The sequence below is a fragment of the Cupriavidus sp. IDO genome (assembly GCF_000812465.1).
GTDB lineage: Bacteria > Pseudomonadota > Gammaproteobacteria > Burkholderiales > Burkholderiaceae > Cupriavidus.
In genome coordinates this window covers 168,258-182,407 of record NZ_JWMA01000036.1, presented here as the reverse complement: position 1 = coordinate 182,407, position 14,150 = coordinate 168,258, and the positions used below count along the sequence as shown (strand labels likewise).

17 protein-coding genes are annotated in these 14,150 nt (G+C 65.4%); 1 reads left to right on the top strand and 16 read right to left on the bottom strand.

The window, feature by feature from the left end:
* Positions 1-124: MerR family DNA-binding transcriptional regulator (locus RM96_RS40695; protein WP_039011026.1), on the bottom strand; the 124-nt coding region annotated here is incomplete at its 3' end.
* A 106-nt stretch (positions 125-230) separates the two neighbouring features.
* Between RM96_RS40695 and RM96_RS13120 the strand changes: the two genes are divergently transcribed.
* The gene (locus tag RM96_RS13120) at positions 231-614 is read left to right on the top strand and encodes a helix-turn-helix domain-containing protein (protein ID WP_039011024.1); all 384 of its coding nucleotides are present in this window, start codon (positions 231-233) and stop codon (positions 612-614) included.
* Positions 615-629: 15 nt separating this feature from the next.
* Here the strand turns inward: RM96_RS13120 and ureG are convergent, their stop codons facing one another.
* From ureG to cyoC, 15 genes are all read right to left on the bottom strand, one after another.
* Positions 630-1,259, bottom strand: a complete 630-nt coding sequence (ureG, locus tag RM96_RS13115; RefSeq protein WP_039011023.1) for an urease accessory protein UreG — start codon at positions 1,257-1,259, stop codon at positions 630-632.
* 14 nt (positions 1,260-1,273) lie between these two features.
* Positions 1,274-1,966: an urease accessory protein UreF gene (locus tag RM96_RS13110; protein ID WP_039011020.1), complete on the bottom strand. Its 693-nt coding sequence runs from the start codon at positions 1,964-1,966 to the stop codon at positions 1,274-1,276.
* A 150-nt stretch (positions 1,967-2,116) separates the two neighbouring features.
* Positions 2,117-2,722 carry an urease accessory protein UreE gene (ureE, locus tag RM96_RS13105; RefSeq protein WP_039011019.1) on the bottom strand — a complete coding sequence of 202 codons (606 nt, stop codon included), beginning with the start codon at positions 2,720-2,722 and terminating at the stop codon, positions 2,117-2,119.
* A 27-nt stretch (positions 2,723-2,749) separates the two neighbouring features.
* Positions 2,750-4,468, bottom strand: a complete 1,719-nt coding sequence (gene ureC / locus RM96_RS13100; RefSeq protein WP_274520182.1) for an urease subunit alpha — start codon at positions 4,466-4,468, stop codon at positions 2,750-2,752.
* Positions 4,465-4,770 (bottom strand): urease subunit beta, encoded by a 306-nt coding sequence (locus RM96_RS13095; RefSeq protein ID WP_039011015.1) that lies wholly within the window; start codon positions 4,768-4,770, stop codon positions 4,465-4,467. Before RM96_RS13095 ends, ureC begins: the two co-directional genes overlap by 4 nt.
* A 10-nt stretch (positions 4,771-4,780) precedes the next feature.
* A complete protein-coding gene (locus RM96_RS13090; protein WP_039011013.1) occupies positions 4,781-5,392 on the bottom strand; it encodes a HupE/UreJ family protein in 612 nt (203 codons plus the stop codon).
* Positions 5,393-5,427: 35 nt separating this feature from the next.
* The gene (locus tag RM96_RS13085) at positions 5,428-5,730 is read right to left on the bottom strand and encodes an urease subunit gamma (protein ID WP_035868631.1); all 303 of its coding nucleotides are present in this window, start codon (positions 5,728-5,730) and stop codon (positions 5,428-5,430) included.
* Between the two features lie 47 nt (positions 5,731-5,777).
* Positions 5,778-6,647 (bottom strand): urease accessory protein UreD, encoded by an 870-nt coding sequence (locus tag RM96_RS13080; RefSeq protein ID WP_039011064.1) that lies wholly within the window; start codon positions 6,645-6,647, stop codon positions 5,778-5,780.
* A 152-nt stretch (positions 6,648-6,799) separates the two neighbouring features.
* Positions 6,800-7,492 carry an urea ABC transporter ATP-binding subunit UrtE gene (gene urtE, locus RM96_RS13075; protein WP_039011010.1) on the bottom strand — a complete coding sequence of 231 codons (693 nt, stop codon included), beginning with the start codon at positions 7,490-7,492 and terminating at the stop codon, positions 6,800-6,802.
* Positions 7,493-7,494: 2 nt separating this feature from the next.
* A complete protein-coding gene (gene urtD, locus RM96_RS13070) occupies positions 7,495-8,343 on the bottom strand; it encodes an urea ABC transporter ATP-binding protein UrtD (RefSeq protein WP_039011008.1) in 849 nt (282 codons plus the stop codon).
* Positions 8,340-9,548 carry an urea ABC transporter permease subunit UrtC gene (gene urtC / locus RM96_RS13065; RefSeq protein WP_039011007.1) on the bottom strand — a complete coding sequence of 403 codons (1,209 nt, stop codon included), beginning with the start codon at positions 9,546-9,548 and terminating at the stop codon, positions 8,340-8,342. The genes urtD and urtC overlap by 4 nt, the downstream gene beginning before the upstream one ends.
* Positions 9,548-11,203 carry an urea ABC transporter permease subunit UrtB gene (gene urtB, locus RM96_RS13060; protein WP_052279487.1) on the bottom strand — a complete coding sequence of 552 codons (1,656 nt, stop codon included), beginning with the start codon at positions 11,201-11,203 and terminating at the stop codon, positions 9,548-9,550. The genes urtC and urtB overlap by 1 nt, the downstream gene beginning before the upstream one ends.
* A gap of 129 nt (positions 11,204-11,332) precedes the next feature.
* The gene (gene urtA / locus RM96_RS13055) at positions 11,333-12,589 is read right to left on the bottom strand and encodes an urea ABC transporter substrate-binding protein (RefSeq protein WP_039011006.1); all 1,257 of its coding nucleotides are present in this window, start codon (positions 12,587-12,589) and stop codon (positions 11,333-11,335) included.
* Positions 12,590-13,131: 542 nt separating this feature from the next.
* Positions 13,132-13,500, bottom strand: coding sequence for a cytochrome o ubiquinol oxidase subunit IV (cyoD, locus tag RM96_RS13050; protein WP_039011004.1), 369 nt, complete (start codon positions 13,498-13,500; stop codon positions 13,132-13,134).
* Positions 13,500-14,150, bottom strand: coding sequence for a cytochrome o ubiquinol oxidase subunit III (cyoC, locus tag RM96_RS13045; RefSeq protein ID WP_039011002.1), 651 nt, complete (start codon positions 14,148-14,150; stop codon positions 13,500-13,502). Before cyoC ends, cyoD begins: the two co-directional genes overlap by 1 nt.

Here is a 14,150-nt window from a genome sequence, read left to right as displayed (position 1 = left end):
GATCGTAGCGACGACGCCCGCCGGCTGTGCGTTCGTCCGCAATGAGCTTGCCTTCGCGCTCCCAGCGCCTCAGCGTTTGCGCCGAGACGCCCAGAAACGCCGCAGCCTCTTGAATGCTGACCATCGTGCGTATCATGCGCAAATTGTGCACAACTGCGCAAGAACGCGCAACTATTTTGTCAGCAGTTCAAGCCCTTAGCCTCGGACCGACTCGGATTTCATCACCACCCATGACTGCCCGAACTCTCAGACTATTCGGATTGCATCTCGCCTGGCTGCGCAAGCAGCGCGGATGGTCACAGGAAACGCTCTCGCTCGAGAGCGGCCTGTCCCGGTCCTATCTCAGTGGCATCGAAGGCGGCAAGCGCAACGTTGCGCTGGCGAACATCTGCACGCTCGCCGATACGCTCGCGGTATCGCCCATGGACATGCTCGACTTCAACCAGCACGACACCACCGCCCTACGCGTGGAGGAGCTACGCGCGCGGTTCGGCAACACGCAGCACGTCGCGATCGAAGCCACGCTGCGGCATATGGCGGAGCTGAACGACGCCGAGTTGAACCTGGTGGCAGCGGTTGCGCGTGCGCTGGCAAGGAAGGGCAGCTTTCGCTGAGGGGATGCTTTGGGACTAGAGCCCCAGCATCCCCTGCTTCTCGATGAAGCGGATCACCTCATCCAGCCCCTGCCCCGACTTGACGCTGCCCATGACGAACGGCCTGGCGCCGCGCATCTTGCGTGCATCGCTTTCCATCACCTCGAGCGATGCGCCCACGTAGGGCGCAAGATCGGTCTTGTTGATCACCAGCAGGTCGGACTTGGTAATGCCCGGCCCGCCCTTGCGCGGGATCTTCTCCCCACCCGCGACGTCGATGACATAGATCGTCAGATCGGAGAGTTCGGGACTGAAGGTGGCGGCGAGGTTGTCGCCGCCCGACTCGATGAAGATCACATCGGCATCGGGAAACTTCGCCAGCATGCGGTCGACGGCCTCGAGGTTGATCGACGCATCCTCGCGAATGGCCGTATGCGGGCAGCCACCGGTTTCCACGCCCATGATGCGCTCGGCCGGTAGCGCGCCCGAGATGGTCAGCAGGCGCTGGTCTTCCTTGGTGTAGATATCGTTGGTGATGGCGACCAGGTCATAGCGCTCGCGCATGGCCTTGCACAGCATTTCGAGCAGCGTGGTCTTGCCGGAACCGACAGGGCCGCCGACGCCAACGCGCAGCGGAGGGTTCTTCTTGGTACGGGCCTGGGTCATGATGGGATCTGGATTCAGGATCGGAACAACCGGGAATACTGGGTCTCATGCCGCGCGGACAACAATCCCAGCATGGGTGAGAACGTAGAGAGCTGCGGCGGGGTGGCTTCGGCGCGGCGCCCGGCCTCGTCAACCACGAGCAGCACTGCGCCATGCAGGCGCCGCAACATATGCTGGCCGGCAACCTGGCCGAGCGGCACAGCCTTGATGGCGGCCGCGACCTGGTTCTCGGCCCAGTTGAAACAATAGGCAGCGAGGCCGTCGCGGGCTTCCACATCGAGCGCCACGCACGCGGCGGTGAACGCCGTGGTCAGGCAGACCGGCGACAGCGACGCCAGGCCTTCGCGCAACGCTGCGTCGCCCCACTCCATCTGCGCCACCAGCTTCGCCAGCGACCAGCCCATCTGCTCGGTTTCCAGCCGCAGCTCGGCCGTCTCCCGGGTGGCGTGGAACCAGTCGTTCCATGCGCGCACCTCGGCCAGCTCGCCGCTTCGCCAGTGCCGGTGCAGCAGCAGCCAGAGCGGCGCCTCGCACTGGGCCTGGACGTGCAGCAGGTTGTCCTGGATCCAGCGCTCGGCGGTGGTGGCATCGTGAACAAGACCGCAGTCGATGGCGGCTTCCAGACCCTGGGAATAGCTGAAGCCGCCGATAGGGAGCGCGGGGGAAGCGAGGTGCAGCAGGGAGATGAGTTGGCGGAGTTGTGTCATGGCATCACGCCGGCCCGAATGCCGTCTCCAGCCAACAACACAATCTGCCCAATCTGTTTCAGGACTGCGCCAGTTAGTCTCAGCGCCGTGCAGCTCCGGAGTGCAAGCACTGCAACGATGCAGCGGCGCGCGCGAGCCGCGCCGGCCGCTTCAATGCTTATGCCCGCAATGATCGTCATGCACATGATCGGCATCATCGTGGTCGTGCGAATGCGAATGCCCATGGGCATGGTCATGCCCATGATGTTCGTGGAACACCGCCTGCGCCGCCGCATAGTCTTCGGCAAACGTAGCGTCGTGGCCATGCTTGTGCCCGCCGCCATAAGCACCAGCTTCGGGCTCGAACGGCAGTTCGGCGCGTTCCGTGCTGACACCCAGCCGCGCCAGCATATCGGCCAGCACAGGGTCGAACTCCAGGCGCAGGTAATCGCGCCCCACCTCCACCGGCGTGTGGCGGTTGCCGAGATGGTAGGCCGCGCGCATCAGCGCATGCGGATCCTCCGAGCGCACCTGCAACACCGACTCCGTCGCGGCCTGGACTTCGACAAAGCTGCCGTCCTCGGCCACCAGCAGGTCGCCACCGCGCAGCACCGTGCCGCGTGGCAGGAACAGCGCGGCTTCTTCGCCGTTGTCCAGCACGGCGCGCAGGCGGCTCTTGCTGCGTTCGGCAAAGGGCAGGACCAGCTTCGGGGCGCGGCGCACCAGCACGGCGGCGATGCCGTGCGGGGCGCTCAGGAGTTTGTCGATCTTCAGCATGCGGATTTCTGGGGAAAGCGATGTCACTCAGAACAGGAAGTAGCGTTGCGCCATCGGCAACACGGTGGCCGGCTCGCACATCAGCAACTGGCCGTCCGCGACGACCTGGTAGGTCTCGGGATCGACGCTGACCTGCGGCTGCCAGTCATTGTGCACCATGTCCCGCTTGCTCACCGTGCGGGTGCCCCGCACGGCCGAAAGCGTCTTGGCCAGCCCGTAGCGTTCCCCTACGCCCGCCGCGAGTGCCGCCTGCGAGACAAAGGTCAGCGACGACTTGTGCAACGCCCCGCCCGCAGACGCAAACATCGGACGATAGTGCACCGGCTGCGGTGTCGGGATCGACGCATTAGGATCGCCCATCGCCGCCGCCGCAATCATGCCGCCCTTCAGGATCAGGCTCGGCTTGACGCCGAAGAACGCCGGACGCCACAGCACCAGGTCGGCCCACTTGCCCACCTCGACCGAGCCCACCTCATGCGCAATCCCGTGGGTCAGCGCCGGGTTGATGGTGTACTTGGCGATATAGCGCCTGACGCGGAAGTTGTCGTGGCCGCCGCGCGCATCGTTGGGGTCGCCCGGCAACTTGCCGCGCTGCATCGCCATCTTGTGCGCGGTCTGCCAGGTGCGGATGATGACCTCCCCCACGCGCCCCATGGCCTGCGAGTCGCTGGAGATCATCGAGAACGCACCCAGATCGTGCAGGATGTCTTCGGCAGCAATCGTCTCGCGGCGGATGCGGCTTTCGGCAAAGGCAATATCCTCGGCAATGGCGGGGTCGAGGTGGTGGCACACCATCAGCATGTCGAGGTGCTCGTCCAGCGTGTTGACCGTGTACGGGCGCGTCGGGTTGGTGGACGACGGCAGCACGTTGGCCTCGCCGCAGACCTTGATGATGTCGGGCGCGTGGCCACCACCGGCGCCTTCGGTGTGATACGTATGGATTGTGCGGCCCTTGAATGCGGCGATGGTGGCTTCGACAAAGCCGGCTTCGTTGAGCGTATCGGTGTGGATGGCCACCTGGGTGTCAGTCGCATCGGCCACGGACAGGCAAGTATCGATCGCGGCCGGCGTGGTGCCCCAATCTTCGTGCAGCTTCAGGCCGATGGCGCCGGCCTCGACCTGCTCCAGGATCGGCCCCTGTTGGCTGGCGTTGCCCTTGCCGAGCAGGCCGATGTTCATCGGGTAGGCATCCACCGCCTGCAGCATGCGCTCCATGAACCACGGCCCCGGCGTGACTGTGGTGGCGAACGTCCCTGTTGCCGGGCCGGTGCCGCCGCCGATCATGGTGGTGACGCCGCTCATGAGCGCCTCTTCGATCTGCTGCGGGCAGATGAAATGGATATGGCTGTCGATGCCGCCGGCGGTGACGATCATGCCCTCCCCCGCAATCACTTCCGTGCCGGGCCCGACCACGATGGTCACGCCAGGCTGGATGTCCGGATTGCCGGCCTTGCCGATGGAAGCAATGCGGCCACCCTTGAGGCCGATATCGGCCTTGACGATGCCCCAGTGGTCGACGATCAGCGCATTGGTAATGACGGTATCGACGCAATCCTTCGCCATGCGCTGGCTCTGGCCCATGCCGTCGCGGATCACCTTGCCGCCGCCGAACTTCACTTCTTCGCCGTAGATGGTGAAGTCCTTCTCGACTTCGATGATCAGCCCGGTATCGGCCAGCCGCACGCGGTCGCCAGTGCTCGGGCCGAACATCTCGGCATAGGCCTGCCTGGAAATCTTTGCCATCACAGCGCTCCCATGATCTTGCCGTTGAAGCCGTAGACGATGCGGTCGCCATCGAGCGCGACCAGTTCCACGGTGCGGGTCTGGCCAGGCTCGAAACGCACCGCGGTGCCTGCCGCGATGTTCAGGCGGAAGCCGCGCGTGGCTTCGCGGTCGAACGACAGCGCTGCGTTGGTTTCGTAGAAATGGAAATGCGAGCCGACCTGGATGGGCCGGTCGCCGGTATTCGCTACCGTCACGCTCACCGTGGCACGGCCGGCATTGAGTTCGATTTCGCCGTCGGCGGGCATCAGTTCACCGGGGATCATCGCGTTCTCCTTATGCAACCAGCAGGCCCACGCCATACAGCGCGACGCCTGCGCCTGCAGCACGCGCCAGCCAGCCAGCGCGGTTGCGCAGCGCGGTGCCGGCCACGATGCCGGCCAGGTGCAGCGCCATCGTGGCAACGGCAAACCCGCCGACGTAGGCCAGCACGCCCGGCAACGCCCCTGCCGTGGTCGGAAGTTCTGCGCCATGCGCGAAGCCGTGGAAAACGGCAAAGCCGCCGACAATCGCCATGCCGGCCCACGCCGGCAGCTTCGCCCGCAGCGCGACCAGCAGACCGACCACCAGCAGCGACGCCGCAATCATCGGCTCAACAGCCGGCAAGGCGAAGCCCGCGAGGCCGAGCGCGGCGCCGGCCAGCATCAGCGCGACAAAGGCCAGCGGCAGGCGCAGCGTATCGGCGGCCGAGCGTGCGCCGAGCGCGCTCCACATGCCGACTGCCGCCATCGCCAGCAGGTGATCGGCACCCGTGAACGGATGCTGCAGACCGGCCCACAGGCTGGCGCCGACGGTCGCGGCATCGTGCCCCGGGTGTGCAAACGCAGCAGCGGCGGACAGGGAAAGGGTGGCACCCAGTGCCAGGCGCGCGCAGGCGGAACGGTTCATATCGGCTCTCGGTTGGTCTTGTTGTGGGAATGGATTCAGACGATGGGGTGGTGCACGGTGACCAGCTTGGTCCCATCCGGGAAGGTCGCCTCGACCTGGATCTCGGGGATCAGCTCGGCAACGCCCTCCATCACATCCTCGCGCGTCAGCACGGTGGTGCCTTCGTGCATCAGTTCGGCGACGGTGCGGCCATCGCGTGCGCCCTCCATGATCGCGGCGGTGATCAGCGCCACCGCTTCCGGATAGTTGAGCTTGAGCCCGCGCGCGCGGCGGCGCTCGGCCAGCAGCGCGGCGGTGAAGATCAGGAGCTTGTCTTTCTCTCGGGGTGTCAGTTCCATCGTCGGAGTCCTTGTTTTTCTGTTCTATTGATGTCGAATGCGGCTTTTCACGTCGCCCACAGCCGTAGCGGACGTGCCGGCACGCCATGCACCGGCCCGCGCAATGCGCTCCAGCTATCGACCATAACCTGCCTGACCGCTTCCATCTGTCTGCCCAGCACACGCAGCAACAGCATCGACTGGCCATGCGCGGCAAAGCAGGTCACCCCGGCACGGAGATCGGCGGTGTAGGGCAGCCGTTCCGCCAGCGACTCAGCCAGTGCCTGCGTGGCGCCCTCGCCCACTGCCCACAGCGTGCCAAGCACGTTCAGTCCGTCGAGCCCGGCCACCGCGCTGCGCAGCGGCGAAGCGGCGTCGAAGTGAGCCTGTTCGATCCACACCGCCCTGCCGCCGCTGCGTACCTGCGTATCCAGCCACAGGGCGCCACGCGCCCACTGCTCGCCGGAGGCCTGCCGGCCGAGCACCACGGCGTCCCAGCCGATGGCGCTGGCGTCGGGGGCAATGGTCAGTTCGGTGGCAATCCGTGCGCGTGCATCATCGAACACGATGTTTTCCTGCGGCAGCCAGTCCAGCCGCGCGCCGGCTTCCACGGCCAGCCGGAGATGCTGGGCAGCCTCCCGGCCGAGCGACTTGTACCACTTGGTCGCGCCCGGCGTTGCCAGTACCGCATGCGCGCCGGGCTCGACAGTGACCTCGATATCCAGGCTGTCGCCGCCCGCGACGCCAGCGGGCGGATGCAGGATGACCACGTGGCAGATGCCGCCCTCGGGATAAAGCGGCTTCTGCACCAGCAGCGGACCAAGGTGGCGCCGCTCGACAAGAGCGGTGCGTACGCCACGCTCGGCAAAACGCAGGCGCAGGCTGGCCTGCCATGCGGCAGGCACGGCAAGCGTCGAAGGAAAGTCTGGATGACGCATGGCTGGGAGTTGGCCGGCGACGGTGTAGGACGATGTAGGCGACGGGCGCGGCGGCATCAGGCGTGATGCCGCTTCCGATGCAATCCATCATAGCGTGCCGCCCGCCTCACCGGAAGCGGCCGGCACGACACTTGTCGCCTATGTCGCGCCGTTCACACCGCGATCAGCTCCCGCACGCCGTCCTGCTCCATGTTGGCGCCCTCGCCTTTCGCCACGACCTCGCCCCGGCTCATCACGACGTAGTGGTCGGCGATATGCCGGGCGAACTCGTAGTACTGCTCGACCAGCAGGATCGTCATGCCGAATTCATCGACCAGCAGCCGCAAGGCACGGCCGATGTCCTGGATGATCGAGGGCTGGATGCCTTCGGTCGGCTCGTCCAGGATCAGCAGGCCCGGTTCGCTCATCAGGGCGCGCCCGATGGCAAGCTGTTGTTGCTGCCCGCCGGACAGGTCGCCGCCGCGGCGCTGCCGCATGGTGCGCAGCACCGGGAAGAGCTGGTAGATGCGGTCCGGCACGCCGGCAGGACGCGCGCGGCTGGCCGCGCCGATCAGCAGGTTCTCTTCCACGGTCAGGCGCGGAAAGATCTCCCGGCCCTGCGGCACGTAGGCCAGACCGGCGGAGACGCGCTCGTACGGCGGGCGCTTCTCCAGCGCGTGGCCGTCCCAGCTGATATTGCCGCTGCGGGTGGGCACCACGCCCATCAGGCATTTCAGCAGCGTGCTCTTGCCCACGCCGTTGCGGCCGAGCAGCGTGGTGAGCTTGCCGCGCGGCACATCGAAGGTGACATCGCGCAGGATGTGGCTGCCGCCGTAGAACTGGTTCAGTGCATTGACTTGCAGCATGGTTATCTTCCCAGGTAGGATTCGATCACGCGTTCATCGCGCTTGACGGCATCGAGCGTGCCTTCGGCCAGGACGCTGCCTTCGGCCAGCACCGTCACCGTGCCGCCGTCGCCGGCCAGCGCCGCGACGAACTCCATGTCGTGCTCCACCACCATCATCGAGCAACTGCCGCGCAGGCTGTTCAGCAGCGCAGCCAGCTGCATGGTTTCCTCGTCGGTCATACCGGCCACCGGCTCATCGAGCAGCAGCAACTGCGGCTGCTGCATCAGCAGCATTCCGATCTCCAACCGCTGCTTCTGGCCATGTGAAAGCAGTCCCGCCGGTCGATAGGCCTCGTCCTCCAGGCCGGTCAAGGCGAGCGTTTCTTCGATCCGGCGATGCCCCTCGCCAGTCAGCCGTGCGCGCAGCGATGACGACCAGCGCTTGTCGGCCTTCATCGCCAGCTCCAGGTTTTCCCAGACGGCGTGCTGCTCGAACACCGTCGGCTTCTGGAACTTGCGGCCGATGCCGGCCTGTGCGATGCGGGGCTCGGTCAGCCGCATCAGGTCAATGGTCTGGCCGAGGAAGACGCGGCCGGTGACGCTGGCGTTGCGCGGACCGGTCTTGCCGGTGATGACATCCATCATGGTGGTCTTGCCCGCACCGTTGGGCCCGATCACGCAGCGCAGCTCACCGTGGTCGATCGACAGCGTGAGCTTGTTGAGCGCGCGGAAGCCGTCGAACTGCACGGTCACGTCTTCCAGGTAGAGGATAGGACCGTGCGAGACGTCGATCGTGCCGGGTTCGACAATGCGCCCCAGGCCGGTGGCGTTGCCGCTCTCCGCCTGTCCACGTTCGAGTGCGGCGTTCATGCTTCACCTCCGGTTCGGCTCGCCACGGCGGGGCTGGGTGCTGGCGCCGACCCGGGTGCCGGCGGGCTGGTGCGCTTGCGTTCGCGCAGGCGCTTGCCAAGACCCATCACCCCATCCGGCAGATACAGCGTGACCAGCACGAACATCGCGCCCAGCAGGAACAGCCAGTATTCGGCGAAGTAGGCCGTGAACATTGTCTTGGCGCCGTTGACCAGGAACGCGCCGATCACCGGCCCGATCAGCGTGCCCCGTCCGCCAACGGCCACCCAAACCGCCATTTCGATGGAATTGCCGGCGGACATCTCGCCCGGGTTGATGATGCCGACCTGCGGCACGTACAGCGCGCCGGCAATGCCGCACAGCACGGCCGAGAACGTCCACACGAAGAGCTTGTAGCCCAGCGGGTTGTAGCCCGAGAACATCACGCGCATCTCGGCATCGCGCACGGCCGTCACCACGCGGCCCAGCTTCGACGTGACGATGTAGCGGCAGGCAATGAAGCCGGCCAGCAGCGCGAGGAACGTCAGCACGAACAAGGCGGTGCGGGTCTGCGGTGCGGCAATGGCGAAGCCGGCGATGCGCTTGAAGTCGGTGAAGCCGTTGTTGCCGCCGAAGCCCGTCTCATTGCGGAAGAAAAGGAGCATCGCCGCATAGGTCATCGCCTGCGTGATGATCGACAGGTACACGCCCTTGATGCGCGAGCGGAAGGCGAAGAAGCCGAACAGCCACGCCAGCACGCCCGGCACCAGCACCACCAGCAGCAGTGCGTAGCCGAGATGCTCGGTGCCATGCCAGAACCAGGGCAATTCCTTCCAGTCGAGGAACACCATGAAGTCCGGCAGGTCGCTCTTGTAGACGCCTTCGCGGCCGATCGAGCGCATCAGGTACATGCCCATGGCGTAGCCGCCCAGCGCAAAGAACAGCCCGTGGCCGAGGCTCAGGATGCCGCAATAGCCCCACACCAGATCGAGCGCGATAGCGGCCAGCGCGAAGCACATGATCTTGCCGACAAGGGTCAGCGCGTAGGCCGAAAGATGCAGCGGATGGCCCGGCGGCAGCAGCAATGCACAAACCGGGACGCCGATGGCGATGACCAGCGCCAGCACTACCAGCAGCAGCCAGCCGCGCCGCGAAAACAACGGCTGGCGTTCCGGCACGGCAAGCCGGAATGGTGCAGCCGAAGGCTTGGATTGGAAACTCTGCATCATGCCTCCGCGCTGCGCCCCTTGAGCGCGAAAAGTCCTTGTGGCCGCTTCTGGATAAAGAGCACGATCAGCACCAGTACGAAGATCTTGGCAAGCACCGCGCCATAGAAGGGCTCGATGAATTTGTTGATGATGCCCAGGCCGAACGCCCCGACGATCGTGCCAGCCAGCTGGCCCACGCCACCGAGCACCACCACCATGAACGAATCGATGATGTAGGCTTGCCCAAGGTCCGGGCCCACATTGCCGATCTGCGACAACGCGCAGCCGCCCAGCCCGGCAATGCCGGCGCCGAACGCGAACGCATAGCTGTCCACCTTCCACGTGCGCACGCCCACGCATGCCGCCATCGTGCGGTTCTGCGTGGTGGCGCGCACGAACAGCCCGAGCCGGGTGCGGTTGAGCACCGCCCACGCCACTGCCACCACGCCCAGCGCGAACAGGATGATGACGACGCGGTTGTAGGGAATCACCATGCCCGGCAGCCACTCCATGCCGCCGCTCATCCACACGGGATTCGCCACTTCGACGTTCTGCGCGCCGAACAGCGTACGCACCGCTTGCATCAGCAGCAGGCTCACGCCGAACGTGGCCAGCAGCGTTTCCAGCGGGCGGCCGTACAGGTGGCGCAGCACCAGGCGTTCCAGCACAAAGCCGACAATCCCTGCGGCCAGGAACGATGCTGGCAGCGCCGCCAGCAGATACCAGTCGAAGGCACCCGGTGCGTAGGCGCGGAACAGCGTCTGCACCACGTAGGTCGCGTAGGCGCCGATCATCAGGAATTCGCCATGCGCCATATTGATGACGCCGATCAGGCCGTAGGTAATGGCAAGGCCCAGTGCGGCCAGCAGCAGCACGCTGCCCAGGCTCAGGCCTGCGAACATGTTGCCGATCAGCTCGGCACGGCGCTGGTCACTGCGCAGCGTGTCCAGCGCCTGCTGGGCGGCCAGGCGCACATCGGCGTCGGGCTCGCGGTACTTGCCGGCGCTGTCGCGCTCCATCAGCGGCGCCAGTTTCTGGCGGCTTTGGGGATTGCTGTCGCTGCCGAGGATGCGGATCGCTTCGAGCCGCGCGTCGTGCGTGGCACGGTCGCCTTCGGCAGGCGATTCGGCCAGTACGGTGTTGGCCCAGATCACGTCGAGCTTGGCGCGCAGGCCCGGGTCCGCCTCGTTCTTGCGCGCGGCTTCGACCGAGGCGCGCGACGCGCTCTCCGGCTGGGCGAACAAGGTGTTCACGGCCTGCGTGCGCACTGCGATGTCGGGTGACTGCAGCAGCAGGCTGCTGGCCGCGCTGTCGACCAGTGCGCGCAGGCTGTTGTTCAGGGTGAGTGACTCAAGCTCGCCAGCCTTCACGGTGACAGGCTTGCCACTGATGGCATCGACCAGCTTGTCACCGTCCTGGCGCACCATGCCCACCGACGGGGCAAACTGCAGCGCATCGTCCTGCAGCGCCTTGAAGATGGGACCAGCCTGTTCGGGAGGCGCCTTGGCCAGTGCGGTCAGCGCGGCGGTCTTGGCATCGAAATCGTCTTCGGCCAGCGGCTTGAGGTCGGCCTGCGTCAGCGCGGCGGCCCACAGCGGCGCTGCAGCCAGCAGCAGCACGGCCAGGATGGCACGCAGCCATGGCACAGCGGTATTCGATAGAGGTTGACGCATAGATGCTGGCGGAGTGATGGCGCTCGTGCGCGCCTTGTTCTTCTTTGTCTGCGGAGTGTCGGCAACGTGATCCCCTCCCCCGCATCGCGGGAGAAGGGAACTGTCGCCAGCGGGCGGACTGGCGTCCGCTTACATCACCTTGTCCGGCTTGCCCTCGTTACCCGCGATGAACGGGCTCCACGGCTGTGCACGCACGGCCTTCGGCGTCTTCCACACGACGGTGAACTGGCCATCGCCCTTCACCTCGCCGATCATCACCGGCTTGTACAGGTGGTGGTTCTCGCCCATGGTCAGCGTGAAGCCGTCCGGTGCCTTGAAGGTCTGGCCGTACATGGCGGCACGCACCTTGTCGGTGTCGGTGGTGCCGGCCTTCTTCACGGCCTGCGCCCACATGTGGATGCCTACGTAGGTGGCTTCCATCGGATCGTTGGTCACGCGCTTGTCGCCGCCGGGCAGGTTGTTCGCCTTGACCCACGCCGCCCATTGCTTCTTGAAGGCTTCGTTCTCGGGGTTCTTCACGGACATGAAGTAATTCCAGGCGGCCAGGTGGCCCACCAGCGGCTTGGTGTCGATGCCGCGCAGCTCTTCTTCACCCACCGAGAACGCCACCACCGGCACGTCCTTGGCCTTCAGGCCCGCGTTGCCCAGCTCCTTGTAGAACGGCACGTTCGAGTCGCCGTTGATGGTCGAGATCACCGCCGTCTTGCCGCCCTGCGAGAACTTCTTGATGTTGGCGACGATGGTCTGGTAGTCGCTGTGGCCGAACGGCGTGTAGACCTCTTCGATATCCTTGTCGGCCACGCCCTTGCTCTTCAGGAACGCGCGCAGGATCTTGTTGGTGGTACGCGGGTAGACGTAGTCGGTGCCGAGCAGGAAGAAGCGCTTGGCGCCGCCGCCTTCCTTGCTCATCAGGTATTCCACGGCCGGAATGGCCTGCTGGTTGGGCGCCGCACCGGTGTAGAAGACGTTCTTCGACATCTCTTCGCCTTCATACTGCACCGGGTAGAACAGCAGCGAGTTCAGCTCTTCATAGACCGGCAGCACCGACTTGCGCGACACCGAGGTCCAGCAGCCGAAGGTCACCGCGACTTTGTCCTTGGTGATCAGCTGACGCGCCTTTTCGGCGAACAGCGGCCAGTTGGAAGCAGGGTCGACCACCACCGGCTCCAGCTTGCGCCCCAGCACGCCGCCGCTCTTGTTGATCTCGTCGATCGTCATCAGCGCCACGTCCTTGAGCGAGGTCTCGGAAATGGCCATGGTGCCGGACAGCGAGTGCAGGATGCCGACCTTGATCGGCTCCTTCGACTGCGCCATCGCCAGCGGGCTGGTTCCGATCATCGCCGCGGCGGCTATCGCCGACAGCTTCAGCATGTCACGTCGTTTCATTGCAGCTCCCGTTTGTCGTGTTGGTCAGGGACTACGCTCCCCGGGTGATGCTTCTGCAACTAGCGTGCCAAGACGGGAAGCCGCCGCAGGGACGGCGGACGGGCTGATAGCAATACAAACAGGCAGGCGCCAGCCGGCGCGCACCATGACAGTGCGGAACAAGGACGCACCGGGGCCGTGCACGGCTGCAAATGAGTGCAGTGAGTGCAGGACCGGGACTCGAACGAGTTGGCGATGGGGGGCGGCGCACCAGGGCCGCGCTCCCGTGCCCCAGCCGTGCGCAATGGCTCAGGCTATGGCGGGGCAATCTGAAGACGAGGGAGACCGCCGAACAGCGCGGCAGCTTGCGGCGGCAACCCGTTCCGGGGCGCCTCCGAAACGTGGACCGCGGACCGGCGGTATTGAGCAGCAGGGTATAGCCATCGGGAGCGGCGCGCGCCACCTGGTCGGTGCCGTCAATTGTGCAAGTTCTGGTATGGGCAGGCACTGAAACAAAACGGGGTCCCGAAGGACCCCGTTTGTTGACCACCGGATGACTGTCGTCAGCCTTTCATCCCCGGCATCATGTTGGCATTCAGGTTATGCATGATCCACAGCGAACCCGCCACCACGATCACCAGGATCAGCGCCGTGAACAGCAGTGCAACCACGTTGCCGCGCTGCTCCGACGAAGTATCCAGGTGCAGGAAGTACTTCAGGTGGACGAGCATCTGGACCACGGCCATGCCGAGGATGATCCAGAGGATGGTGCCCTTGTCCATTGTGCCGTCCATGACAAGCTTGAACGGGATGACGGTCAGGATCACGGCCAGGATGAAGCCGATCGCGTACGACTTGAAGCTGGCGTGCGTGTCGTGCGCGGCGTGCGAGTCGTGGGCGGCGTGCGCCGCCGGTGCGTTGTGCTGTGCCATCACAGTGCTCCCATCAGGTAAACCACGGTAAACACGCCGATCCAGACCACGTCCAGGAAGTGCCAGAACAGCGACAGGCAGGTCAGGCGCTTGGCGAGGGTCGGGGTGATGCCCTTCTTCGACAGCTGCCACATCAGCACGATCATCCACAGCATGCCGCTTGCGACGTGCAGGCCGTGGGTGCCGACCAGCGTGAAGAACGACGACAGGAACGCGCTGCGGCCCGGGCCGGCGCCTTCGGCGATCAGGTGGTGGAACTCGTTGATTTCCATCGCCATGAAGCCCAGGCCCAGCAGGAACGTCACGCCAAGCCACACCATCACGCGGCTCAGGCTGCGGTTCTGTAGCGAGATCATCGCCATGCCGTACGTGATGGAGCTGAACAGCAGCAGGAAGGTCTCCACCAGCACGTAGTTGAGCTCGAACAGCTCCTTGCCCGACGGGCCGCCCGCAATCTCGCCGCGCAGCACGGCGAATGCCGCGAACAGGCCAGCGAAGATGATGCAGTCGCTCATCAGGTAGATCCAGAAGCCGAACACTGTGTTGGCACTGGTATCGTGGTGCGCGTGGTCGTGCCCGTGCGTGTCGGCATGGGCATGCGCCGGCGCACCGGCGTGCGCGGGAATACGATCAAGAACTTCAGTCGACAT